Source organism: Desmonostoc vinosum, assembly GCF_059505385.1.
Window position 1 is genome coordinate 1 of the sequence record NZ_JCACKM010000058.1, and the last position, 26036, is coordinate 26036.

25 protein-coding genes are annotated in these 26036 nt (G+C 38.9%); 13 read left to right on the plus strand and 12 right to left on the minus strand.

What is annotated here, in order from left to right:
* Window positions 1-360 precede the first annotated feature (360 nt).
* The 4 genes from AC5JMF_RS10270 to AC5JMF_RS10285 are packed head-to-tail and all read left to right on the plus strand — an operon-like array spanning window position 361 to window position 4273.
* Window positions 361-1365: an NAD-dependent epimerase/dehydratase family protein gene (locus tag AC5JMF_RS10270; RefSeq protein WP_495795606.1), complete on the plus strand. Its 1005-nt coding sequence runs from the start codon at window positions 361-363 to the stop codon at window positions 1363-1365.
* 29 nt (window positions 1366-1394) lie between these two features.
* The gene (locus AC5JMF_RS10275; RefSeq protein WP_495795607.1) at window positions 1395-2363 is read left to right on the plus strand and encodes a glycosyltransferase family 2 protein; all 969 of its coding nucleotides are present in this window, start codon (window positions 1395-1397) and stop codon (window positions 2361-2363) included.
* 25 nt (window positions 2364-2388) lie between these two features.
* Window positions 2389-2856: a DUF2141 domain-containing protein gene (locus AC5JMF_RS10280; protein WP_495795608.1), complete on the plus strand. Its 468-nt coding sequence runs from the start codon at window positions 2389-2391 to the stop codon at window positions 2854-2856.
* A complete protein-coding gene (locus AC5JMF_RS10285; RefSeq protein WP_495795609.1) occupies window positions 2846-4273 on the plus strand; it encodes a hypothetical protein in 1428 nt (475 codons plus the stop codon). Before AC5JMF_RS10280 ends, AC5JMF_RS10285 begins: the two co-directional genes overlap by 11 nt.
* 107 nt (window positions 4274-4380) lie before the next feature.
* Here the strand turns inward: AC5JMF_RS10285 and AC5JMF_RS10290 are convergent, their stop codons facing one another.
* Window positions 4381-4539, minus strand: a complete 159-nt coding sequence (locus tag AC5JMF_RS10290; protein WP_495795610.1) for a hypothetical protein — start codon at window positions 4537-4539, stop codon at window positions 4381-4383.
* A 921-nt stretch (window positions 4540-5460) separates the two neighbouring features.
* On the opposite strand from AC5JMF_RS10290, the gene AC5JMF_RS10295 reads away from it, so the two are divergent.
* The 3 genes from AC5JMF_RS10295 (at window position 5461) to AC5JMF_RS10305 (ending at window position 8523) form a co-directional block, all read left to right on the plus strand.
* Window positions 5461-5604 (plus strand): microviridin/marinostatin family tricyclic proteinase inhibitor, encoded by a 144-nt coding sequence (locus AC5JMF_RS10295; protein WP_495795611.1) that lies wholly within the window; start codon window positions 5461-5463, stop codon window positions 5602-5604.
* 235 nt (window positions 5605-5839) lie between these two features.
* A complete protein-coding gene (locus AC5JMF_RS10300) occupies window positions 5840-7939 on the plus strand; it encodes a patatin-like phospholipase family protein (protein ID WP_495795612.1) in 2100 nt (699 codons plus the stop codon).
* A gap of 179 nt (window positions 7940-8118) precedes the next feature.
* Window positions 8119-8523 (plus strand): hypothetical protein, encoded by a 405-nt coding sequence (locus AC5JMF_RS10305; protein WP_495795613.1) that lies wholly within the window; start codon window positions 8119-8121, stop codon window positions 8521-8523.
* A 738-nt stretch (window positions 8524-9261) separates the two neighbouring features.
* On the opposite strand, the gene AC5JMF_RS10310 is transcribed toward AC5JMF_RS10305, so the two are convergent.
* Window positions 9262-10035 (minus strand): glucosamine-6-phosphate deaminase, encoded by a 774-nt coding sequence (locus AC5JMF_RS10310; RefSeq protein ID WP_495795614.1) that lies wholly within the window; start codon window positions 10033-10035, stop codon window positions 9262-9264.
* Between the two features lie 23 nt (window positions 10036-10058).
* Between AC5JMF_RS10310 and AC5JMF_RS10315 the strand changes: the two genes are divergently transcribed.
* Window positions 10059-11594, plus strand: a complete 1536-nt coding sequence (locus AC5JMF_RS10315; RefSeq protein WP_495795615.1) for a phenylacetate--CoA ligase family protein — start codon at window positions 10059-10061, stop codon at window positions 11592-11594.
* A gap of 232 nt (window positions 11595-11826) precedes the next feature.
* Here AC5JMF_RS10315 and AC5JMF_RS10320 read toward each other — a convergent pair whose 3' ends face one another.
* Both AC5JMF_RS10320 and AC5JMF_RS10325 read right to left on the minus strand, forming a co-directional pair.
* Complete coding sequence (locus AC5JMF_RS10320) at window positions 11827-12363, minus strand: GAF domain-containing protein (protein ID WP_495795616.1); 537 nt, start codon at window positions 12361-12363, stop codon at window positions 11827-11829.
* A 146-nt stretch (window positions 12364-12509) separates the two neighbouring features.
* Entirely contained in the window at window positions 12510-13328 is an 819-nt protein-coding gene (locus tag AC5JMF_RS10325) for a fasciclin domain-containing protein (protein ID WP_495795617.1), read from the minus strand.
* A gap of 724 nt (window positions 13329-14052) precedes the next feature.
* Here AC5JMF_RS10325 and AC5JMF_RS10330 point away from each other — a divergent pair.
* From AC5JMF_RS10330 to AC5JMF_RS10345, 4 genes are all read left to right on the plus strand, one after another.
* Window positions 14053-14847, plus strand: coding sequence for a glutathione S-transferase family protein (locus AC5JMF_RS10330; protein WP_495795618.1), 795 nt, complete (start codon window positions 14053-14055; stop codon window positions 14845-14847).
* A 108-nt stretch (window positions 14848-14955) separates the two neighbouring features.
* The gene (locus tag AC5JMF_RS10335; RefSeq protein WP_495795619.1) at window positions 14956-16683 is read left to right on the plus strand and encodes a helicase HerA domain-containing protein; all 1728 of its coding nucleotides are present in this window, start codon (window positions 14956-14958) and stop codon (window positions 16681-16683) included.
* Window positions 16684-17414: 731 nt separating this feature from the next.
* The gene (locus AC5JMF_RS10340) at window positions 17415-18398 is read left to right on the plus strand and encodes an RNA polymerase sigma factor, RpoD/SigA family (RefSeq protein ID WP_495795620.1); all 984 of its coding nucleotides are present in this window, start codon (window positions 17415-17417) and stop codon (window positions 18396-18398) included.
* Between the two features lie 534 nt (window positions 18399-18932).
* Entirely contained in the window at window positions 18933-19700 is a 768-nt protein-coding gene (locus tag AC5JMF_RS10345; RefSeq protein WP_495795621.1) for a hypothetical protein, read from the plus strand.
* A gap of 33 nt (window positions 19701-19733) precedes the next feature.
* Here the strand turns inward: AC5JMF_RS10345 and AC5JMF_RS10350 are convergent, their stop codons facing one another.
* The 7 genes from AC5JMF_RS10350 to AC5JMF_RS10380 form a co-directional block, all read right to left on the minus strand.
* The gene (locus AC5JMF_RS10350) at window positions 19734-20393 is read right to left on the minus strand and encodes a DUF4114 domain-containing protein (protein WP_495795622.1); all 660 of its coding nucleotides are present in this window, start codon (window positions 20391-20393) and stop codon (window positions 19734-19736) included.
* The gene (locus AC5JMF_RS10355; protein ID WP_495795623.1) at window positions 20360-21013 is read right to left on the minus strand and encodes a hypothetical protein; all 654 of its coding nucleotides are present in this window, start codon (window positions 21011-21013) and stop codon (window positions 20360-20362) included. Before AC5JMF_RS10355 ends, AC5JMF_RS10350 begins: the two co-directional genes overlap by 34 nt.
* Before the next feature lie 83 nt (window positions 21014-21096).
* A complete protein-coding gene (gene cysC / locus AC5JMF_RS10360) occupies window positions 21097-21633 on the minus strand; it encodes an adenylyl-sulfate kinase (protein ID WP_495795624.1) in 537 nt (178 codons plus the stop codon).
* A gap of 30 nt (window positions 21634-21663) precedes the next feature.
* A complete protein-coding gene (locus AC5JMF_RS10365; protein WP_495795625.1) occupies window positions 21664-21825 on the minus strand; it encodes a hypothetical protein in 162 nt (53 codons plus the stop codon).
* A gap of 149 nt (window positions 21826-21974) precedes the next feature.
* Complete coding sequence (gene cobO / locus AC5JMF_RS10370) at window positions 21975-22652, minus strand: cob(I)yrinic acid a,c-diamide adenosyltransferase (RefSeq protein ID WP_495795626.1); 678 nt, start codon at window positions 22650-22652, stop codon at window positions 21975-21977.
* Between the two features lie 426 nt (window positions 22653-23078).
* A complete protein-coding gene (locus AC5JMF_RS10375; protein ID WP_495795627.1) occupies window positions 23079-23327 on the minus strand; it encodes a DUF6887 family protein in 249 nt (82 codons plus the stop codon).
* Between the two features lie 136 nt (window positions 23328-23463).
* Window positions 23464-24714, minus strand: a complete 1251-nt coding sequence (locus AC5JMF_RS10380) for a plasmid pRiA4b ORF-3 family protein (protein WP_495795628.1) — start codon at window positions 24712-24714, stop codon at window positions 23464-23466.
* Between the two features lie 190 nt (window positions 24715-24904).
* Between AC5JMF_RS10380 and AC5JMF_RS10385 the strand changes: the two genes are divergently transcribed.
* The gene (locus AC5JMF_RS10385) at window positions 24905-25441 is read left to right on the plus strand and encodes a nucleotidyltransferase family protein (protein WP_495795629.1); all 537 of its coding nucleotides are present in this window, start codon (window positions 24905-24907) and stop codon (window positions 25439-25441) included.
* A gap of 106 nt (window positions 25442-25547) precedes the next feature.
* Here AC5JMF_RS10385 and AC5JMF_RS10390 read toward each other — a convergent pair whose 3' ends face one another.
* Window positions 25548-25958, minus strand: a complete 411-nt coding sequence (locus tag AC5JMF_RS10390) for a hypothetical protein (protein WP_495795630.1) — start codon at window positions 25956-25958, stop codon at window positions 25548-25550.
* Window positions 25959-26036 lie beyond the last annotated feature (78 nt).

Sequence of the window (26036 nt, forward strand, 5' to 3'; positions counted from 1 at the left end):
TGAATGCATTGGCTGGTAGTTCTATTGCTTGTCCATCTATTGACTCGCAATTACTTATGACTTATACCGCTTATTTGGTTCAAAGCGGTTTTTTGAATGTTGCTTATACCATTTCTCAAAATTCTTAATCAACATTCCTTTTTTAGTATCAATTCTCTATAATCCTGCAAAATATCAATCTGCGCGTCTTTGCGTCCCCGCGTCATCATCTGTATCAATTTTAAGGTGAAACGGTATTAGTTGTAGAGAGTAATTGATGCATATTCCCTAATTTTTGTACAGACCTGCTGTTTAAAGCATATCTACAAAATTGTTGATTTCTAATTCTGTAGATTAAAAAAAGTCAGGATGTTTAGATATATGAATCTTTCTCAATACACACTTCTAATTACTGGAATTGATGGGTTTATCGGTTTGCGTACAGCTGAATTAGCTATAGCGCAAGGTATGAAAGTCCGTGGACTACAAAGCTCTTTAGAAAATGACAAAAAAGTGCAAAATTTAGGTATCGAAGTGATTACTGGAAGTATCAATGATACTACTATTGCTCAAAAAGCTTGTCAAGGAGTAGACATTGTTTTACACACAGATCAAATTGCCGAAGAAGCTGGCTCACTCGAACATTTTCGTAAGATAAATGTTGAGGGCAGTGTCAATATTGCTCAAGCTGCTAAAAATATTGGTGTTAAAACCTTTGTGCATCTTTCTAGTGTGATGGTTTATGGTTTTAACTATCCTAATGGTGTTACAGAATCAGGCCCACTTTCTCATGAAAATAATCCTTACTGTCAAACGCAAATTGAAGCTGAAGCAGCACTTTTAAAACTGAATAATCCACCAGATTTTGGTATTGTTATTATTAGATCTGGGGATGTTTATGGCCCTGGGAGTATTCCTTGGGTAGTCAAACCAATTCTGATGATGCGTCAGAAATTATTTGCATATGCCAATGATGGTAAGGGTGTAATCAATCATTTGTATATAGATAATTTAATTAATGCCATATTTCTAGCAATAGAAAAAGAAACTTATGGTGAAATATTTAATATCACTGATGGGCAAGAAACTTCTTGGAAAGAATATTTTACGCATTTAGCAGCAGTAGAAGGTTTACCTGCTCCTTTTTCATTACCAAAAGATGAAATGAAGTTATTTTTACAGATGCGGGTTCAAGGGCAAAAACTTTTTCGAAAAAAAGTCGATATTTTACCTGAGTCTGTAGATTTTATGACTCGTCCTTATGCTTATTCTATTGAAAAAGCAAAAAAGCTGTTAAATTATCAACCAATTATTGACTTAGAAGAAGGGATAAAGATAACACATCAATGGCTGCAAAAAACTGACATTCAAAGTTTGATTAGATAGTCTACGAATTTGTAGAAAATTTATCTATTATGAACATAAAACAGCCACGAGTAAGTATAGGTTTACCAGTGTACAACGGCGATAAATTTATCAAAGAATCCATAGATTCGCTCTTAGCTCAGACCTTTGCAGATTTTGAGTTGATTATTTCAGATAATGCCTCTACAGATAAAACAGAAGAAATTTGCCGAGCATACATTGAACAAGATAAACGTATACGTTACTACCGCAATCAACATAATATTGGTTGTGCCCCTAATTTCAACCGTGTATTTGAATTGTCTTTAGGTCAGTATTTTAAGTGGGCTGCTCACGATGATTTACATGCTGCGGATTTCATCAAGAAGTGTGTTGATGTACTTGATGAAGATCCTACGATCATACTGTGTCATTCCTACACATATTTAATTGATGAATATGGAAAATTTATCCAAAACTACGAAGTTAAACTTAAAACGTATTCACCAAAACCACACGAGCGTTTTCACGAATTACTGAATTGGCATTTATGTTATCAATGCTATGGAGTAATACGTGCTAGTGCTTTGAAAGCAATACCGCCTATGGGTAGTTATGCGTCTGCTGACGGAACTTTACTGTTGAGGCTTAGTCTTTTAGGTCAGTTTTATGAAATTCCAGAATATCTATTTTTTGCTAGAAACCATCCACAACAATCTATGAGTATGTTCTGGCCTAATCACTTGTTGATTCTAAACAGTCATTCCAAAGATTCATTAAAACTACCTGATTTTTATGCGTATTCTATTTGGTTTGATTCAGCCAATCAAGGAAAAGTTTTGTTGCCGCATTGGAGAATTTTATGGGAGTTTATAGTTTCTATATGGCTCTTTGATTTGAGTTTATATGAAAGATTATGTTGTCATTTAAGTATATATATGCAGTTGAAAGGTACAGAGTATCTGCTGCTGAAAGATTTGCTGAAATTGTTAAAATCACTTTGGCAAAGTTGGCAAGGGCCATTAGTTAAAGAACAATAAATCGCTTCAATTCATGTGTGTAATTATGATGAAAGTATTTAAATACTGTCATTTACTTCTTGCTATGCTTACGAGTATTAGCTTTGCTAAAACAGCAAATGCTAGGGAAACTGCAACATTAAGTATTGTTGTAGATGGTATACGTCATCAAAAAGGCGAGATTTGCTTCCGAATTTACGCAGGTGAACAAGGATTTCCTCTAAATAATACTAGTGAGGTTCAAAGTGGCTGCGCGAAGATTACGGGAAGCTCTATAAAAAAGGAGTTTTTGGGTTTACAGCCAGGTGCATATGCTGTTGCTGTTGTTGACGATCAAAATGGCGATCGCCAGCTTAACAGAGATTTATTCGGGATTCCACAAGAAGGTTTTGGTCTCTCCCAAAATCCAGTTATATCAATACGAACAGGTATACCCAAATTTAAAGACGCGAGTTTTGTTCTGAAACAAGATACAAAAATCAGCATTGTGATGAAATATTCGCTTGATCCGTGAATTGATAGATGGGAATGGAGAATTGGAAATTGAGATAAGGAATAAAGCAATGCTTTTAACTAGTTTATCAATAGCATTTAATTGGCATCGTAAGTTTTTAGGAAAGTCAAGAGTTGCTTTAAGAGAAACACAAAATAAAACTTTGGCAGAAGATGTCAAAGCTGTTTTATCTTACAAAGCATTTATCAATACAAAAACTAAGAACACTGTTGACAACACAAGAATATTAGGAATATTAGCAGCTGCAAAAGGATCAGAGAATTATCTACCTTATACTATTCCCAAAATCATTCAACAAGTCTCAGAAATAGGATTGATGGCTGACATAATTATAGGTTTAAATAATGGGTTTGAATGTCCAACTGTTATTGACCGTTTTACTTTGCTTACTGATGTCCAAATCATTCATCTATATACTGAAGAGAAGATAGTAAACAATATTCCCGCTAAAATATTTGACAATTTGATGTGTAAGGGTAAACCTTATGACTTAGCTAATTTCAATGTTAAAAAATGCAAACACAGAATATTTGTTGTTCATCAAAGAGAGGGACAATATTCAGCAGGTAAAATTAGAGTTTTGGGAGATATTTATGGCTCATTATTGCTGAAGAGTACATGTAATGGATGGATACCGCCTGCTCTTTTAATAGCTTTTGATGCTGAATCTCAATTTTTATGTGAGCGTAAGTATCCAATAGTTGAGCCAAATACTAACGGTTTAAAGATAATATTAAATCAATTCCAAAGGCAACCAGAAATTGATGTTTTAGGTACAAGACAAAGGCATATTGTTTATCAACAAGGAATAGAAGATGGAATTGAAATTTTACTACCAAATTTTGATGAGGATCTGCCTCCTATCCAATGGTTTATGAATATTGCTCATGGGAGAATAAACGGCTTTATGTATAAACCAGGAGGAGGTACAGTTGGTAGAACTGATGTGATAATTAGTTTAATATCTGTAATTGCCGAAAGGTATCCAGGAATGAAACTTGAAGATTCTCATCTCAGTATCTTAGCTAAACATGCAGGCTTTAAAGGCGACATATTTATAGATGTTATTTGTACTAACAGAGTTCCTAGTTTAACAGATATGACAATGGATAATCCGCCTAAAAAAAGTTGGATTGAGCAAATATATAGATGGAATACTACTCATGAAGCAATGAAGCTATTATATGGAGAACATAATATAAAAGAGATATCACATGATGGGTTTCCCTGGTTTGGTTTAAAAAAGATAGTACCATTTTGGCAAAGAGTATTTACAAATGAAAAACTAAATTTATACACGGTGTATAAAAAACTAAAAGTTTTGACTATCGCTTTGTTAACTTCTCGCAAAATTAGGAATAGAAGTATGCAAAATCCAGAAGTGCTACAAGGCAGTAAGGCTAAAGCATCTTGGTAAAGATAGCTGAGTGATAAACAAAATATCCGACTTCTTCAAGAGAAGTCGGATATTTATGACATGCTCTAGATAAGCTACGATTTATTATTGAGGACAGTAACTAAATATCACCAACAAGCGATCGCTTCTTTTCCTTTGAGTATATCAGGCTTATCTAAACTCCTCTTCTTAATATTTTGAGAAATATAAAAGGCTGTTGCTAAAACTTTTACTTTCCGACTTACTGGATATAAATTTATTTCATCTCTACCCCTCACTTTTCGCAAAAATTTTATTAGTTCTGTGAAAAGAGACAAAGGAATTTTACCAGATGCTATTTTGATTTTTACCTATGTATATTTAACTGTGATACACATATTATGCGAATGAGATACTCATATGCAACTCTTAAAAGAGTATTTACTAAGTTAAAGATACTGATTCTAAATAATTGCTCTTTTATTTGAGAAAAGTTAAGCGATCGCTTAACATGATTCATGTATAAATACTTTTACTATTTTTCTACATTTATATTTTAATCTCTCTAAAGGATGTTGAATTACTAATTACTTCGGTACTCCAAGTTTTCCATGAATTGAACAAAAGTAGACTCATCCTTTAGGAAGATGCTCGTCAGGAAGAGTAGCATTAAATTAGGTTTGGTGTGTCGAATAACTGCTTTCTATGGAGGTTTAGCAAAGCGCTAAGCCTTTTTTATAATTTTATTTTTGATAAGATTACCTTTTTTGAATTCAAAATTGAAAATAACGAAGGCATGAGGCAGGAGACCGTTTTTGTAACGGGGATTTATACTCTGCTTCAAAAACTTGGGACGAAGTCCGGTTTTAGACATGATTGTTTCGATAAAAATATTGGAAACTAGATGGCGTAAGCCACAAAGGTTCAATGCGTTATTCTCCAAATCCACGCCAGTCCGCTCAAGTCGGGAAACCCGCCCACGCGGCTGGCTCCTCCATTTTGGGTTAGTATATTTGTTCATTAATCAAATAAAATTGCTATAATTTAACATTGATTACTTAATATTAATATTTGTTAAATAATTTTGTTGATTTAACTGTCTTAACTGTCTTAACTGTCTTAAATATTTTAGAATAATTACTTCTTAACTGTCTTAACTGACCTTGAACACATATTTAATTACTGATATACCTTTAGTTGCAGAAACAATTTACATTAAGGAAAACACCATGTCTACAAACACAGTTAAAACAGTGGATGTCGGAGTGGTACCGTTCTTTGGGCGTTTTTTACAAGAGCAAACCACTGAAGGAACAGATACACCTTCTTTTCCTTGGACTTTCAAGTTTCCTTCCGATTTGGAAGACCAATAATTTTGGTCTTCTGCATCTCAAATGAAAGGATTGGCAGTTACTAAATAACTGCTAATCCTTGTTAACAACCAATAGCAAGGAATAATATACCCATTCTGTAAAGAAAAGTAGCCGCGATCGCTTCTACATCCCCTACCATTTTGAAAGTTAGCAGTGGGTTTTTACTACTAAATTTATTGAGATTAAATCTCTTACTTAAAATTACGAATTATTTATATTTGGAGATTAAACCCTTGTGACAAGCATAGTAAATACACAAACAGTTTTGATGTTTGATGGGGTAGATGATTATATAGATTTTGGCAGAAACGATCTTAGCGGTGTTTTCGCTCAAGGGAGTTCAGCTTTTACGGTTTCAGGGTGGGTAAATCCACATGAACTAACAAGTAAAGCAACTAGTTACGGAACACGCAATGTATTTTTTGCTCGTTCCTCAGAAAGATACAGCGATAATTTTGAATTTGGTATCAGTGAAACAGGAAACTTAGATGTCTTCATTGATGAAACTGTTAGCAAGGGTATCAAAACTTTCGGACAAGGAGAATTAACTATAGGACAATGGCACTTTTTTGCCATTGTTTTTAATAGTGGTCAACTAACCATATATCTCGATGATCATGAATACAAAGATTCTCTTAGAGGTTCATCTTTAAACAAAGCAACAAGTTCTATAACTCTAGGCGCAACGTTACATAAACAGGTTTATTTCAAAGGGCAATTAGCAAATATTAGCGTCTGGAATTATCCCTGTACTCAAGCACAAATCCAGACTCATCGTTGTGGGCTAATAGTCGCAGAGGAAGCAGGATTAGTGGCTTACTGGAAATTAGATGACGGGCAAGGAACAACAGTTAAAAATCAAACTGGAAAGTCTTTTCAAGGAAATTTCCGTGGTAATCCTAGTTGGGATTTAGTAGAAATTCCATTTGCAACACAATCATCCAATCAAGTTCCGTTTGCAGTAGAATCATCCAATCAAGAAGAGATCCAAAACGAGAGCCAAATTGAGACAACAGAAGTTATTCCTGAAGAAAATATCTCACCACTAACCACCAATTTATTAGCAGCAACGGTATCGTTAGTCAGCGACGAAGAAGACCAACCAAAAGAAACTCAACAAACAGAAATCAACCGCGAAGAATCCGAGATTATCCCAACACTGATAACTCTTCAATCACATGAAGAGGAAACCAAAACAGACCAAACTGAAGATCCCGTCAATATTCAAGAAGCACAAACATTAACTCAGGAGAAATCCCCAGAAACTATGAATACAAAAGCCCAGCCCAAATATAAAATACTTTCCATTGATGGAGGCGGTATTCGGGGCATCATTCCTGCATTCCTCCTCTCAGAAATTGAAAGGCGAACACAAAAGCCTATATTCAGTTTGTTTGATTTAATTACTGGCACTTCCAGCGGCGGAATTTTAGCACTTGGACTAACTAAACCTAGATTAAATTCAGAGCTATCTGAGAACTTATCGCTAGCTGAATACACTGCTGAGGATCTTGTACAACTATTTCTTGAGTATGGTGTGGAAATATTTTATGAGCCATTCTTTGAAAGAATACTTGGGCCAATAGAGGATATATTTCTCCAGCCAAAATATTCTTCCGAAAGTAGAGAAGAAATTTTCAGGCAATATTTTGGCAATATCCCTCTAAAAAATAATCTCAAAGAAGTTTTTGTAACTAGTTACGATATCGAGCAGCGAATTCCGATATTTTTTACTAATCAACTGGAAAAACAAGAGATAAAATCTAAAAGTTTTCGCAAGTTGTGTGAAGGGTTTTCGCTCCTAGATGTAGCATTAGCAACTACTGCTACCCCAACTTATTTTGCTCCTCATCGAATTGTAAATTACCACAATACTAACGGCTTCTATACTTTAATTGATGGTGGAGTGTTTGCTAATAATCCAGCCCATTTAGCTATTTTAGAGGCACAAATTAGTAGTAAACAAAAAGCCAACAAAGTTCTTAATACAGAAGATATCTTAGTAGTTTCTTTAGGTACAGGTTCGCTGACGAGTGTTTACCCATATAATGAAGTCAAGAATTGGGGACTCTTGCAATGGGGAAGACCACTTTTAAATATTGTGTTTGATGGTAGTAGTGAAGTAGTATCTGGAGAACTAGAACGCTTGTATGAACCTAGTGATAAAGAAGCTAAAAGTTTTTATTATCGCTTTCAAACATTTTTAGATAGTGAGCTAGAAGAAATAGATAATACCAAGCTACAAAATACTCGTCAGCTACAAGCTACAGCCCATCGACTGATATCTGAAAAAAGTCAACAAATCGATGAACTGTGTAGTCTCTTGTTGGGCTAAATCAGATTTCTTATATCTTGCACTAGTGTGCGATTTCTAATCGCCAAGCCTAAGTGTAATACCAATTTCCGAAAATAATTAGATGTTGGGTTTCGTCCCTCAACCCAACCTACGTCTTTTTGAATTTTGAATTGGTATTAGTCATGTTTTCACTTTATAAGGATTGTAGGTTAAGTACAATGGATGAACTCGTCAAAAAAATTGCTGCTTTAGGCCTTCCTGGCATACTTTTCGTGATTGCAACAGCTACATCAGGAGGTAGTGTTGCTGCCGTTGTCACTATGCTTTCATCGCTGGGTGGGCCTTTCGGCCTCTTAGGAGGTTTAGGCCTGCTTGGACTGGTAGGTATTCTAGCGGAATATATAGCGGGATTTGGAATTGAAAACGTTCTCAAGCTCATTTATACAGAACGTAGCAATACCGAATCTGTGAGATTTCTTCTCAAAGAAATTAAAGATTTACCCATTACAGATGAGCTAAAACTCAAACTGAAACATCATATTAGCCCAGTAGTTGTTACTGAACCTGAAGAAGGCCCTACTCCGAAAACAATCGAAATTGTCGATGAGGAATTATCAACCTAGTACATTCGATTTGATTCCTTGTTTTTTAATGGAGATTTACTAATCTTGAATCTCTAAAAGGAGAAATGGCCTCTGAGGCTAATTTAATTCTCAAAAGCCATTTCAAAATTCCTATTAAGGATTTCAGGATGAAGAGTTAACAAATTTTTCAATCTTTGGCAACACTCCACAGACAGAGGAACTCTAGTTAAAGACAGTTTAAATTAGCTAGATATGGTAAACACTTGGTATATGTAAAGGCGTGGCTTTTAGTCATGCCTTTTTTGTTTGAATAATTATTCAATATTACTATGGAAAGATGAATCAATAAAAAATCTATTATTTTGGTATTCAAAAATACTAACATGAGATAACAGGGAACAACAAAAGTATATTTTAGTGTTGGGTTTTTGATGCATTGACTGTACAACAAAGGTTTTAAACATACCACATATCGACAATTATCGATATCATTCTTTAGATAGTAGAGATAACTATTTTATAGAGTTACTATTCAGCCTGTTAATGCCTGAAAAACGTGTATGCACCCTGGAATGATCGCCAGGGTTTTTTTTGTCTATATTTATTGTAAGCACTAGTTACATATCAGGTTTGACAAGATTTGCATACAGTCTTTGGGAAGATGAACTTCAGTAAGAGTAATACTAAATTATTCTTGGTGTAGTAAATGCTTGGTATATATAGAGGCTTGGCTGAACCAAGCCTTTTTTTATGGTTGAATACAAATATTTTCTATTTTCAATGTAACAAGTTAGCAGAATCAACGTCTAAAAATAAGGTTGCTTGCGCTTGTTGACGTAAAATAGAAGCTGGACAATTTGTACTAATAGATTGCTGCAACATCTGCTTAATGATATTTGCTTTACGTTTTTCGGGTGCAAGACAGAGAATTTTTCGGGCTGAACAAATCATAGGTATGGTGACAGTAAAAGCGTATTGTGGAACAGTCTCTAAATTCGGAAATTGACCTGTGTTTACCTGTTGCTGACGGTTCGCTGTATCGAGTTTTGCTAGTTTCACGCTATAAGGATCTTGGAAATTAGCTACAGCAGGATCGTTAAAAGCTAAATGTCCATTTTCACCAACGCCAAGACAGCACAAGTCTATTGGTTGGGCTTGCAATAGTTTGGTATAGCGATCGCATTCTACTAGAGGTTGCAATGCATCACCTTCTATATAATGAAATTGCTTGGGTTTTATCCGCTTGTGGACACGCTCTTGCATGTAGTGCCGAAAACTGGCACAATGCTCAGCAGTAATTCCCAAGTATTCATCTAAGTGAAACAAGGTAATCTTTGACCAATCAATACCTCCTAATGCAATCAAAGCATCAAGAAATTTGAGTTGGGAGTTACCTGTTGCTAACAAGACAGCGGCGGAATTTTGTTGCTGGAGCAGGTGTTGTAAATACTTTTGGGCAATTTCGGCAACATCCTGGGCCATTTCGACTTCAGAGTTGTAAATCTGCACCATCAGCTGATTGACAAGGAAAAATTTTGTGGCGGCTGGCATTTGCTTATTACACAACAAACGTCATGAACTCCCAATTACAAAGGCAACGAGCAATTAGGGCATTTGAAGATTTTTTATCTACCCCTTTAGAAAAGCTCCTACAACGGCATCTTAACATTCCTACTCAAACATTAGCTTTGGATTTATTTAATGATGTAGCTGAGAATGTACCTGCTTACAAGGCTTTTTTAAGAGAAAGGGAAATAGATTCTACAAATATTAAAACTTTTGAAGATTTCCAGAAGTTGCCAGCGATCGCCAAAGAAAATTATATATCGCGTTATCCTTTGGCTGACTTGTGTCGTCACGGAGAACTAGCAGCGTGCGATATGATAGCCGCTTCCTCTGGTTCTACAGGGAAACCCACATTTTGGCCCCGTTTTTTGACAGACGAGTTACAAATCGCTACCCGTTTTGAACAAATTTTTCACGATAGTTTTGACGCTGATACTAAATCTACCCTAGCTGTGATTTGTTTCACTCTGGGCACTTGGGTAGGTGGCATGTATACCACAAATTGCTGTCGCTATCTTGCCAGCAAAGGCTATCCCATCACTGTAATTACTCCTGGTAACAATAAAGCAGAAATTCTGCGCGTTATCCAAGAATTGGGTGCAGTATTTGAGCAAGTTGTATTGTTAGGATATCCGCCATTTCTCAAAGATGTGATTGATACTGGCATTGCTGGTGGTGTGGAATGGCAGCAATACCACATTAAACTAGTGATGGCAGGAGAAGTATTTAGTGAGGAATGGCGCAGTCTGGTTGGTGAACGGGTTGGTTCCCCAAATCCCTACTACAACTCAGTTGCACTTTATGGAACTGCGGACGCTGGGGTGTTGGGTAATGAAACACCATTGAGTATTTGCATTCGCCGCTTTTTGGCAGCAAATCCAGATGCAGCTAAAGCTTTATTTGGTGAGTCCCGCTTACCCACTCTGGTACAGTATGACCCCACCAGCCGGATTTTTGAAGTTCAAGATGGGACTTTGCTGTTTTCTGGCGACAATGGCGTTCCCTTGATACGTTACAACATCTTGGATAGCGGCGGCATCATTAGTTATGATGCCATGCTTGAGTTTTTGGCAGGATGGGGTTTTGATCCTATTGCCGCATTAGATAGTCAACTGACAAAATCTCATGGTACTCAGCACTCACCCAGAGGTGTGCATCCGCTACCTTTCGTCTATGTTTTCGGACGTTCTAATTTTACTGTTTCTTACTTTGGTGCAAATATCTACCCGGAAAATGTGACAGTGGGATTAGAACAACCAGTCATTCAAGAATGGGTGACGGGTAAGTTTGTCTTGCAAGTCAAGGAAGATGCAGACAAAAACCGATTTTTATCTGTGATTGTGGAATTAGCACCAGGATTAGAGATTAGTGAAGAGAAAAAACAAGCGATCGCATCTTCCATTCTCTCGCAATTGTTGCGTCTTAACAGCGAGTTTGCCAACTACGTTCCCCCAGAATATCAGACACCGCAAGTTACATTAACTCTCACTGGCGACGCCGAATATTTTCCCATCGGCGTCAAGCATCGTTATACGCGTCGTTAAATAATTCGTAATTCGTAATTCGTAATTAAGTTTTGTAATGGTGTTAAATCCCCATTACAAAACTTGTCGGTTATAAGCTAAAAAACATCTAAATTACATAATCAAATTAAATAAAACTCTTGTGGGGTGGGCATCTTGCCCGCCCTAATTATGCAAGTTATATGTGGAACAGCTTAGAACCGGGGACTTAAACCCACGGAACTTGTTAATTGAAGGGAATAGGGAATTGTCACTACTCCCCTAATGCAGATTTGACATAAGAAATTGCTAAGGGTGTGATTTGTTGGACGAGATTGTTGATTACTTCTTGTTCATACTCAGTCCAAATTCTCGGATGACTAAAAACGCAAGGTTGTAAAATGCCCCAAAGTTGACCATGATGGCGAATATGGGCGTGAATTAGGGCACGATGTCCAAAAGTTTTCTGCTCAAATTGCCGATTTAAAATTTGAGGATTAGCAGTTTCTATATCTTCAATAAATATAGAAGGTTCAGCACGCAACGCCGCCGCGAACATCGGATCTTCCTTTGGCAAGGATGAGGGTTGAAGTTGCCATTTATCATGGTAAACACGCGGTATATCTGGAGTGCGAACCCAACAAAAGGCAACTCTACCAAAACCTGTCTGGGGATTGTGGAGATAGAGAAAACAGCGATCGCATTCTAAAAACTCACCCACAACTGGTAATAGTCCTGAAAGTACCTCAGCAGGCGATTGATCCAAGTTTACAATATTGGCGATCGTCGGTGGCAGGTTTTGCGGCATCATGAGAACTTAACAAATATATATATAGTCATCGTTTTAGATTAGTTCTTAATCGTTCTTTGAACATCTCCCAATAGAAAAATCCCGCTTAGAACTAATATCTAAACGGGTGATTTTTTCTTAAACACTTTATTCCAACCTAGTTGAGATTACAAATCAGGTGGTAATATAACTTGGTCAATTGCATGGATCACGCCGTTGCTACCTGTGATATCTGCCTGTATGACCTTAGCATCATTCACAGTTACACCTGTGGCAGGATCAACTTTGACATTGATTGCGCCACCTTCAAGACTTTTAACTTCGCCAGATTTCAAATCGGTAGACAATACCTTACCAGCTACCACATGGTAAGTTAAGAGCTTGACCAATACTTCTTTGTTCTCTGGCTTCAACAAATCTTGTACAGCGTCTTGCGGTAGTTTAGCAAAAGCTGCATCAGTGGGTGCAAAAACGGTTAAGTTATCCTTACCTTGCAAAGCATCGGTCAAACCAGCAGCTTTCAAAGCTTTGGTGAGAGTTGTGAAAGAACTGTTTGATTCTGCTAGCGCTAATAAGGTTTTGCCTTGAGTTTCGCTTGTATCAGGTGTGGTGGGTGTCCCAGAAGGTGGTACTTCTGTTGGTGTAGCCGGAGTATCACTAGGTACGGGTGTAGTACCACGTTTATATTGAGGCTCATCAAAAATACTCGGTCTGGGATTTAGTACCCCACCACTGTTGTTAGTTTGCGAAACTTCTTTTTTGGGTTTCTTTTTGCCTTTTTCTAATTCAGTAGCAGCCTCAGTAGGTGTATACTGAGCATTGGCTTGAATACGTTGACCTCTGTTATCAGGAGCTTCGTTGAAAACACTGGAGTTAGGATTTAGTGCCTCTTTTGCTTGGGATGATAAACTCACAACGAGACTGACAGCTGTTAATCCCGCTATACTTGCCAATGTAGTCAAAAATTTGCTGTAATAAGCCTTCATAAATTTTGTTTTTCTTTTTGTCTAAAGGTTACATAAAGATTTATAACATTTTGTTATGCACAAAATCTAACCTAAGAAGGAAGTATATTTTTTCGCAAAAATATTTTGTGCTAATAAGAGTTATCCAACAATTGGCAGGTACTAATCAAGCATTATACAAATTTAGCACCAATCTTATGTAAATTAGGCTGACCCTACCCTAAAGTTGATTGGCGATCGCACTACAAAACTAGAAACTGACAATTAAAAAAATATCATATCATTTTGGGGCAGAGGAGCAGGAGGTGGGGAGAGGGACAGTTGTAGTGAAGTTCAGAAATTTGGATAATTTATTTGTAAGATTATATACTATTGTTCGCAAAAATCACTTAAACCTGAAAACCTTAAGCCTTTGATAATCAGGATATTTTTTGATTGAGCAATTAATAAATTGCCACAACGAGTAAATCAAATACTTAAATAGTTAAGTATCTTAAATCATCAGAAAAATCACAAAGGTTAGGTTTGTTTATGTAAAGTGAATTAAAATATTTAATTATTTGATAACCGAATTTGAACAACAAATTGCAGTTTTTGAGAAATCGCTAATTTTGCTAAAAATTGAGTCATGATTTAATCTTCAAGTAAGTAAAAAATCAATTAAGCTAGCGATCTCACTAAAAATAACATTAACAGAAGATAGAATTAGAGAGTCAATAAATTAATCAGTTACAAGGGATACAATATGTTAGAATTATACCAATGGGAGTTATCTCAATACTCAGAAAAAGTGCGGTTAATCTTAGATTATAAAGGATTAGAATACCGCAAAATAGAAGTAACGCCCGGAATTGGGCAAGTAGAACTATTCCGTCTCACTGGCCAAAAACAAGTTCCAGTATTAAAAGATGGTAATAAATATATTGCAGATTCTACGGAGATAGCTAAGTATTTAGACTTAGAGTATCCTGAGCGGCCGTTGATACCGATAAATCCCAAACAACGGGGTTTATGCTTACTTATAGAAGAATGGGCAGATGAGTCAATAGGTATCAAAGGTAGGAAAGCTTTATTTTCTGCGATTAGTCAAAATCAAAGCTTCCGCAAATCTTTATTACCAACTTCTACACCAGATGTACTCAAAACTCTAGTCGAAGGAGTGCCAACCGACCTGTTGACAGTTTTAGGTTTTGGTGTAGGCTATAGTCCAGATGCAATCAGGTCAGCGATCGCGGACTTAAAACAAGACCTCGAAGCCTTAACCTTATTGTTGGCGGATAGTCCCTATTTAACTGGAGATGAACCCACTTTAGCTGACCTAACAGTCGCTGGTTTATCGATCCTGTTAAAATTCCCCGATGGCCCATATCTAGATCTGCCAGCCACAATTAGAGGTAAAGGAGTGCCAATCTTCGCCGAAAATCCCGACTATGAAGCATTCTTCACCTGGCGCGATCGCATTTATGCCCAATTTCGCAAACCATTAATTGGTGCAGCCTCATCAACTGGCAGTGCGCCGACTTCGATTCCGATTGATTAGGGATTGGGGATTGGGGACTGGGTACTGGGGATTGGGGATTGGGGACTGGGGACTGGGTACTGGGGATTGGGGAATAACAAATGACGAATGACCAATGACCAATAACAAATGACAACTAACCCATTAGGTTCGGTTATTCAAGGATCTCTGACTGGGGGATTAGAAGTAAGATTACACCCTGATATATCTGTTGAAGATATGCGGGTGGGTAAGTTTTTGGTTGTGCAAGGGATGCGATCGCGTTTTTTCTGTATGCTGACAGATGTAGCTTTAGGAGCTGCTAATGCGCGGATTATCGCTAATCCCCCCAGTTGGGAAGATACTTTTTTACGTGAGGTTTTAGCCGGTAGTAGTACATATGGCACTATCAACCTCGCACCAATGTTGATGTTTACCCCCGAATCTGATGAGTCTTTCTCCACCACAAATGGCAAATCTGTAAATCCCTTTATCCCATCAACAACGGGTTTGGCTTCATTCCAGCCACAAACCAGTACCACGATGGAATTGTTACCTGTTAAAACTATTCCCAGCCATTTTAGTCAGGTATACGAGGCCAGTGTCGATGATTTTCGCCGCGTGTTTGGTTGGGAAGATGACCCCCAAAGGCGTAACTTTTCTATCGGCAAACCTTTGGATATGGATGTGCCGGTTTGCATCGATTTAAATCGCTTTGTTGAACGTAGCAACGGGGTTTTTGGCAAATCTGGTACTGGTAAATCCTTCTTGACGCGGTTACTTTTGGCTGGCGTTATCCGTAAAAATGCAGCAGTCAACTTGATTTTTGATATGCATTCAGAGTATGGCTGGGAAGCAGTCGCCGAAGGTAAGAACGTTAACACCGTTAAAGGCTTAAAGCAACTGTTTCCTGGTAAAGTCGAAGTCTATACCCTAGACCCAGAATCAACAAAACGCCGGGGTGTGCGTGATGCTCAAGAACTTTATCTGAGCTATGAGCAAATCGAAGTTGAAGATGTGAAGTTATGTAGCCGTGATTTGGGACTCTCGGATGCAGCTCTAGACAACGCCAACATCCTTTACAGCGAGTTCAACAAGTCTTGGATTGTTCAGCTTTTGAACATGACCAACGAAGAAATCGAAATGTTTTGCGACGAGAAGCGGGGACATAAAGGGTCAATTATGGCGTTGCAACGCAAACTACTACGCCTAGACGGATTGAAGTACATGCGAGCAGTTTGCCCCCAGAATTATATTAATAAAATCTTACAGTCTTTAGAGGCCGGCAAGAATGTTGTGGTAGAGTTTGGTTCCCAGTCCAATATGCTTTCTTATATGTTAGTGACCAACATGATCACCCGGCGGATTCACGAACACTACGTCAAAAAAGCTGATAAATTTTTGCAAAGTAAAAATCCTACCGATCGCCCGACGCCACTCATGATTACTATCGAGGAAGCGCACCGTTTTCTTGACCCAGCAGTAGTACAGAGTACTATCTTTGGAACAATTGCCAGAGAACTGCGAAAATATTTCGTCACACTTTTGGTAGTTGATCAACGCCCGTCAGGCATAGATAATGAAGTTATGTCCCAGATTGGTACTCGCATCACCGCCTTGCTCAACGATGAAAAAGACATTGATGCAATTTTTACAGGCGTGTCTGGTGGTAGTGGTCTGCGATCAGTGTTAGCAAAATTAGACTCCAAACAACAAGCCTTAATTTTGGGTCACGCCGTTCCCATGCCAGTAGTGGTACGTACTCGACCCTACGATTCAATCTTCTACACCGAAATTGGTGACACAGATTGGCAAGAAAAGCCAGATGCAGAAGTCTTTGCAGCTGCTGAGTTAGCCAAAGCTGATCTCGGTTTCTAAGAAGTCATTTGTCCTTTGTAATGACAAACAATCCTACGAGTGACCAAAGAATAAAAGGATACAAGCACCATTATTTATAAGGGTTGTAATGCGTGAATTTTGCACTTCGCAGCAGTAGCGAGTCCGCGTTCGCTTTTATCGTCTCGTAGGCTCCTACGTTGCTTTAAGCGAAGCTATGCCGTAGGCTTTAACCCCCTTGGCGTTAGACTTTCCTCTCGCAGAAGACCGCACTAGCTCACCAATGACTCATTCGTAACATCCCCCCTGCGATCGCAACTAATAAGTTCGGTTATCCGGCTAGTTCTGGGCAACAGAAGAAAGGATTTTAACGTCACTATAGATATAGTCAACACTCTCAAGGAAGTTTAATTTTTTTGCAAACAAGCAATTTTGGATTATAATTAAAAGATTTTTCTAGGCTACTTTACTATCCGCCTGATTTATCGTAATATAAAGTTAAGTAGAACTCATACTGACTTCGTATATTACAGTTGCCGCCAGCAACTAGAGAAAAGAAGAATTATCAACAACCACCCAGCGTGCTTTATAAAGATTGAAAACTTAAGGATGGTAGTGGAACCCATCTCAGGGGCGCATTGTCTTTACAACGTCCTGTATAAATACATTGCTTCTGGTAGCACCCTATGTTTCGTAATGTACGTACTACCTTCCCCCAACCATTCAAGTAATAAAATATTCATTGTGTTTACGGAGTAGAGGAAAACGCACCAATGCCTACTGTTAACACCCAAACGGAAAACCTGAACACCAAATTTACGGCTGATATGGTGCGAACCTATCTGCGAGAAATTGGTCGTGTACCCCTGCTCACCCGTGAGCAAGAGATTGTTTACGGGAAGCAGGTGCAACAAATGATGACGCTAATCGAAGCCAAAGAGGCTTTAGCGAAAAAATTGCAGCGGGAACCAAGTTTATCAGAATGGGCTGATCAGGTTCACCAATCGGAAACCGAGGTAAAACAAACGGTAGCCCAAGGCAAACGCGCCAAGCAAAAGATGATCGAAGCCAATCTGCGCTTGGTAGTTGCTATTGCGAAGAAGTACCAGAAACGAAACATGGAGTTTCTGGATTTAATTCAGGAAGGAACTCTAGGATTAGAACGGGGTGTAGAGAAATTTGATCCTACAAGGGGTTATAAATTTTCCACCTATGCTTACTGGTGGATTCGCCAAGCAATTACCCGCGCGATCGCCCAGCAAGGACGCACCATCCGTTTACCAATCCACATCACCGAAAAGCTGAACAAAATCAAAAAAGTCCAGCGCGAACTAGCTCAAACTTTGGGGCGATCGCCCACACCAGCAGAAATTGCCAAAGAACTGGAACTAGAACCCGCCCAGATCCGCGAGTATCTGAACATGGCGCGTCAACCAGTTTCTTTAGATGTGCGAGTTGGCGATAACCAGGACACCGAACTGCAAGAAATGCTCGAAGACGATGGCCCATCGCCAGAATACTACACCAACCAAGAATTCTTGCGCCAAGACCTCAACAACCTCCTAGCAGAACTAACTCCTCAACAACGAGAAGTATTAGCACTGCGCTTTGGTTTAGAAGACGGCAACGAAATGTCCTTAGCGAAAGTTGGTGAACGGTTGAATCTCAGCCGTGAACGTGTCCGCCAGTTAGAGCATCAAGCCCTTGCTCATCTGCGTCGCCGTCGTGCCAATGTTAAAGAATACATTGCCAGCTAACGTAGAGACGTAGCCATGCTACGTCCACATAAAAAAGGTAACGCGCCTCCTAAATTTAGGGGGCTATTTTTTTGGCTCTATCGTAGATCGCCCTCAGACTAGAAGTCTGGGGCTACACAAACGAAGTCCGCCTCTGCGGACTTATTGAAACCCGCGTAGGCGGGTTTAGTTTGTATAGCCGCGATTTCCAATCGCCTGGTGTTTCTTCTGAAGAACCATTTTTTTATCAAGTAAATATTATGAGTGGAACTCACAAGGAACAATGAAAATACCTCTTCTGTATTCCCTGTTCCCTGCTGTAATTTGTCATTAATTGCACACAATCGAATCAATCATAGAGTGAAATATGAACAGTCTAAGCAAATATTTTCTGACATTATTGATTTAAATTACATAAAAAAATCGCTTTTCTACAGTTTTTTTTTGTAACCAATGTATATCAAACTATTGACAGAGCCTGGAAAATTCCAGACTTAGATCAGGTTGAAGAAAGTTCCGAAGAACTTATGCTGATGTTTTCAAAGGAGAAGTAGGGTGACTAACAACATTCGTCGGTTTTTACTCCCTCAGTTGGCAATTCCTGCTGTCGGCTTACTTCTGGCTTTAGGTTTTATCAGCAAGCAAAGTCAACCAGTGCTGAGTAACCAACTCGAAGAAACATCCACATCATCAGCTCGTTTTCAGAAAGACTCCGAAACCTCAATTTTGTCTCGACTCAGAGAAGTGCGAGAACAGAGGCAAGCCAAGGTGGCCTCTCGCAGCAAGATGGTACAGAAAATAAAGCAAAGTAAAGCTAAAACAAATCGCTCTCCACAGCAGTCTAAATTGATATCCTCTACAGCTTTGGCGAATAGAAAAAGAACAGCACCTACAACTACAGCAATGGTTGCGGAACCTCAACAAGCTCGTAACCAAGCAGGAATTTTACCAAGAACAAACCTCCCCAGAACGGATGGTATTTATCTCTACGGTCAGTCACCACAACCAAATCAGCCAGGGCAAGGATATATCATCTTTCAAAAGCGGCGTGGTAATGTGACGGGGGCTTTGTATATGCCCCGGTCAGAGTTTAGTTGCTTTCGAGGTACACTCGATCGCTCAGGTGAGTTAGCGATGACAGTTAACAGTACACCAGATGGAGCTAATTCTAGTCAAGTAGCTGCAACTAGCAGACTGCCTCGTGTACCAAACGACGAATTTAGTACTTATGCACACTCAGTAACACTGCAAGAATACTATAAGCTAAATTCTATTAGTGCTAGCGATCGCCGGATGTTGCGAGTGTGTAATCAATCTTCCTAGATGGTTGGAAAGGGAATAGGGAATAGGGAATTTTTATGAAAAAGTGAGTCGCACAATTATATCGTTGAAATCTTGATCACCTACATTGTGTAAATCCTCAAAACCAAAGATGTTATCACCCAACAAGCGAAGATGGTCAGCCTGATCAGAATTAGCTCCCAAAAATGGGAAGTAAACAGCTGGATCGTTACTGGAATTGCTATCTAAAATTGCATCGGGTCTACCATTAGCAATCAAAAATGGTGCAAAAATCCCATCAGCAGGAAAACTACCAGTAAAAGTATTTGTAGTTTGGTTATTACCTGTCAAATCAATCCCCACAACACGCCCACGCACAGCCGCTTGAGTATAACCAGCCTGCCCAGGTAAAATATCTGCATTGCGATCGCCATCGGTATCAATGCCACCATTTTCACCAGTTATTTGATAGAAACCCATAAAGTTATCAAAAGCGGCTTCGGCGTTGACAATAAAATTAGCTTTCACTGGTGTGATTACACCCCTTAAATCAATCAGTTCAGCTTGTGATCCACCTTGGAGTTTTGCACCTAGAGGTGGGCTTTGATCATTACCTTGAATCTTGACAATCAAATCTTGGAAGTCATTAGTACCACTACCATCTTCCCAAGCTAGAGTAAACTGGTCACTACCTAAATTAGTTACTTTTTGTGTCGTTTGATCAGAAAACAACACTTCTGTAATTGGGTTATTTCCAGCGCGGCGTAAACATAACCGACCTTAATTTTGGTGTTGCTATGACGATGGGTATGGGGATGCTGAAAATAGCCATCAAGACCTTGCTGTTGCATGAAATCGGCTATGGCTTGAGCGTGGCTCACACAAATTTGTTGAAACTCTGCCAAGGATAAAGGCAAAAAACAGGCGACAAAGGGATTGATGGGGGAAGGTTTGCCGGATTCCAACTGATGAGCCGAGGCTTGAAGTAAGTTCAGGGCAACGGCCTCCTGGGCTGACCAACGACAGATTTTTTTGAGAGCAAAAACCCAATCACTTAAAATTTCTAGTCGCGCAAAGTCCAAAGGCCAAGATACCTGATAACAAGATACTGCCTCTTCCCAGCGCTTCAAGGAGCGTAAGACATTGCCCAAATTAAACCAAGCTATTCCAAGTTGTGGATCAAGTTGCACCGCCCACCGCAAATGTTGCTCTGCCTTCTGGTAGTTTCCCTGGCAATTGAGAAAAAAGCCGTAATTGCTGTGATTATTGGCATGATTGGGCTGTAATACCAGGGAGCGATGAAAGGCTTGATCCGCCGCTTGATATTGAGAATTAGCAGATAAAGCGATCGCCAAATTGGCATAGGCATCGGCAAATTCAGGATTTTGAGCGCTGATATATTTCCCCTTGGGGCTAGCAAATTATCAAAATGCCAAATTTAAATATTTAAAAGCAAACCTTGGTATTCTAAATAGTGAAGCACTTGGTTGACACATTGCTCAACGGTGAATCTATCTGTTTGACAGATAATGTCTGGATTTGTTGGTTCTTCGTAAGGGTCAGAAATGCCTGTAAAATTTTTAATTTGTCCCGCCTTAGCTTTAGCGTAAAGTCCTTTAACATCACGGGATTCACAAACTGCTAATGATGCTTGGACGTAAATTTCTTTAAAGTTTGTAGTTGTCTGTTTTAGTTCCTCTCGAATTTCACGATAGGGACTAATAGCGGCAACGATCGCAATTATGCCATTACGACTGAGTAAGTTAGCCACAAAGCCAATACGACGCACATTTATATCTCGGTCTGGTTTACTAAAGCCTAGTCCTTGTGAAAGATGGGTGCGAACGACATCACCATCTAGCAGTTCTACACAATAATTGCGCCTGAGTAGTTCTTGGGCTACACTTTGAGCGATCGTTGTTTTGCCAGCACCACTTAATCCTGTCAGCCAGAGAATTGCACCTTGTTGTTTCATATTGAATTTAATCATCGACAAGCAATTATATTAGACCTCTTGCAAAAGCCAGACACTCGCCAGAAAATAAATTTTCTGGCTGATAACTAAAGTCGGTTGAAACCGACTAATAATAGTATTTTTAGTCCGTTGAAACGGACTTTTGCTATTAGGCAGAGACTTGAGTCTCTGACGGTTCAAGTATTTTTGCAAAAAGTCTATTAAGTATTTTTCTCAATGGCGATTGCTCCTCATTTCAATTGTTAAGAGGGAACAGGGAAAGCAAAACCGAGAAATTCGGCATACTAAGATTTTCATCCTCTCTGCTTTCCCTGCTTTGTTGAGGGTTTGAAATAACTGTTTTAATATTCAATTCCTGGTTGCGCTTTAACACCTTGGTCACGGAAAGGGTGTTTAACCAGGGTCATTTCAGTGACTAAATCGGCTCGTTCAATTAAAGCCGGTGGTGCGCCTCTACCTGTCAAGATTACATGTTTATCAGCTGGCTTTTGTGCTAACCCAGCTAAGACTTCCTCAACTTGTAAATAACCCATCTTGAGGGCAATATTAATTTCATCCAACAAGACTAGGCGAAAATTGGGATTGCGGATGTATTCTAATGATTTTTCCCAAGCGGCGTGAGCTTTGTCAAGGTCGCGATCGCGGTCTTGGGTTTCCCAAGTGAAGCCTTCACCCATGGCATGGAATTCTAGCTGGTCTTCCCAAAAACTGAAAACTCTTTTTTCTGAGGGTTCCCAGGCTCCTTTGATAAATTGGATAATTGCTACTTTATAGCCATGACCTAGCGATCGCAACACTATTCCTAAAGCCGCAGTAGTTTTACCTTTACCATTGCCAGTATTGACGATAATTAACCCTTTTTCTGGTACAGCTTGTGCTATCCGCCGATTCTGCACTTCTTTACGTCGCTGCATCTTTTTACGGTACTGTTCATCAGTTAACGATGATGACATTACTTCGTCAATCAAGCGTCCAATTTCGTTATCTGAGTTCAATTTGTTGGAGGTATCGTTGTTCATCAATCTTGATTGGAAATAATTTTTACAAAATAAGGGCAGAGGGCTTGATGATAAAAAATCCTTCAATTATACTTCTAGCTAATGCATTAAAGCTGTGAATGATGCGTTACGCTACGTGATCACAGATACTTAGATTTTTTCATAAATCAAATTGAAATCCTATATTCAGTGAAATATTACTGAAAAACATTGGTATATTTTTAAGTTTTTTAACCCCAGCAGTATACAATTATATAAAGTTATATAGTGTACAAACTAAACTTTTAATTTGAATTTACTATTGCTATTTTAAATAACTTAGCAGATTAATTAAAGCATTTTATAAAAACTGCGATCGCATCCTTCACCAAAACAGTGCTGAGTAATCATTAGAAAAACGGTTGCCATCAGCGGCAGCAGATAGCCTCGAACTCAGCACCAGGGGTTTCAATCGTCCGCTGCGTTTGAACTGCTAGCCTGCTGATTGTTGCGATTTCTTGCTGCTTCTAGTTTTTGCCGAATTGCAGCCTGCACCTTCTCATCAAAATCAGGGTCATCAGGACTAGCAATAATCCTGCGTGGACGTTGATTAATCCTGTCTAAATATGCTTGAAAAGCAGCTTGATCTCCACGATACTTAAGAAAGTACTGCTTCAACCCAGCATCAGATATTGCATCATAATTAGTGCGACTCATTAGATAACTCTCCATTAGGCAGAATTTGGAACTCAAGCTCGTCGTCATACCCTACGATGATTTATACCCATGTGCTTAACTGTGGTGGAAAAGCAGTTCACAGTCCTCCAGATTAAAGATAATATTTCTCATCAATCTATTCATCATCTTCACTCCAATACTGTTGAGGCGCATTGCCGTGGATTTCTATAATTTTGGCTTTTTTGATTTTGTTATCAGGTGGATTAATTGCTTCCAATTGCACATCAAATTCCCAATTGTCTCCAAAGTCATAAAGATAAGTCATCCTAGCACCCGGCTCTAAAGACAAGTCACCAATCTTGACTTGATTTGCAAATGGTGGTGTTTCCATGTAAGGATGACCAATCTTAATTGTGCGACCACAACGGTCTTTGTAGCTAAACTCATACAAATGGTCATAGTCAAAATCAAAAGCATCAAGAATTGTTTCAGCTAACCAACTAAGTTCCTTTTTCGCTGGTATAACAATGCGTCTCCAACAGCGAGTCAGAGACACTTTAAAAATATAAATACCATCATGAAAACCTTGCTGAGTCAAAATTAAATTATGCTCCCATTCCGGGAAAAACGGTTTGAGGTATGACTGTAATTTTCCAAAAGTCACATTGACATCATCCCGTAACTCTCCTCTTATCCCCAGGGGAAATAGTAACTGTAACAAAGCATCACCCAAAGGCAAGCGTTGTAAACTAGTAATTCGCCACCCTTTACCCTCTTGAGGTTTTCCTTGCTTAATATTTATTAAACCAAATAATTCTAATAGAGCAACATTATGCAAACCAGGGTAATAAGCAATATCTTGCTGATTTTCGTATTTGGCAAATTTTAAACCTTTATCTAGAACCCGTACCCAAAACTGAGTACATCTAAATAAATTCCCAAATGGGTCTTGGTGTTCACCTAAAATTTCGTTATTTCCCCAAATTAACCAAGCTTCTAATAAGTTGAAATAGCGTTCTGTTGAGTTCAGATTTGACCATGATGTCAAGATAGCAGTATCTAAAACTAAAATTTGCTTTTTCCCTTGGGCTTTAATTTGACCTATTCCAGAACTGCGTAATAGAAGATAAAGTCCGTTAATGTAAGGATACGATTTTTGTACAGGGCGTTTGAGTTTGATTTCAATTGGATGACTCAATCGAGAATTAAGTTCTGATAATACTTTCAGTGGTAGAAGGTTATTAACACTACTAACTTCCACTCCTTTTGGTTGTATGAAATCTAACAGAGTTTGAAAATCACGCACAATTGTACCAGGGTGATTTTCATCAATGCTGAGTTCTTGCAATAGTTGTGTTTGTGATTCGTTTATGGAAGGCAGTTCAGGACTGAGTGTACTTTCTAGCTGTGCAAATATATCATCCATAAAAAATTCTAGATTTTAAATTTCCAATTTATCCTTCCGTGCAACCCTGTTGTTTATACTGTAGTTTTCAGATTTTATTGACTAAATGTTGACACACTAACTATTACATTAGGATATTCAACACCGTTAACCACTTGAAATATGAATGATAATATTTTCACTTTCTTGTTGACAATCTCGCAAATTTGATATGAATAGTAACACTCGTTTACAGATGATTCTTGCTGATACACCAATTGGTATAGTATTACCTGCGATCGCCCAACTTAGCTTACCCAATTGGTGGTTAGCAGGAGGTGCAATTCGCAACACAGTTTGGCGTTCAATATTTGGTAACGACTGTGAATTATTTATCAAAGACTTTGATATCGCCTTCTTTGATCAAGCCGGGAACCGTTCTCAAGAACTAGCAGCAAAAGCCAGCCTCACAGAACAGTTCCCAAATGACTTATTTGATGTTAAAAATCAAGCCAGTTTTGCACGTTGGCGTCCTGGTGACAGACCTTACACAAGTACAGAAGACGGCATCAAAGAATGGTTGCATACCGCCACAGCGGTAGGAGTTCGACTAGATACACAAGGGCAATGGCAATTTTTCACTCCCTACGGTTTAGATGACCTGTTTAATGGCATTATTCGACCCACACCAACACATATACACAATCAAGATGCCCACAACAAAGCATCCGGATTTCTGCAAAAGTGTTCTTGTCTGCGGTCGATATGATGAAGTGGGGAGTGGTTCGACTCCGCTCACCAACCGGGGGATGAGGGAGATGAGGGAGCAGGGGAGGCAGGGGGAGAAATAACAAACATCAATTCCCAATTCCCCATCACATTTGCTTAATATGTGCGTAGAGAAGTTCGCGATCGCTTTTAGGATCTACAATTAAGCACTGACTTTTACCACCATCGCCATCACTTACGGTAACGACGGTGACATGCGCTTTTGGACACACCCCCAAACAACTGGTACTCACAACCCGAAATTCACCCCATAACCCCTCAAATTTCAGACGAGATTTCAGCCAATTCTGTAAGTCGTCTGAAGCCGTAGAACCTCCCCGCTCTTTTGCACACTGGGAACACACCAACACTAAACCAGACTTGCACTTGAGAGAAGCAGTTGGAATAAGAGTGCTTGATGAGCGAGAACTCACGGGTGAAGGTGGTTGAGCAGGGGATGAGAACCACTTGAAGATGCGTTGAATCAGTGCTTTGATACGCTTAATCAGTTTCTTCATGAACGACTTGCCTACCTATTTCTCTGACAGCATCGCGTAAATTTCCCGCTTTGTCTGTTCTAGTTAAATAATTCGTAA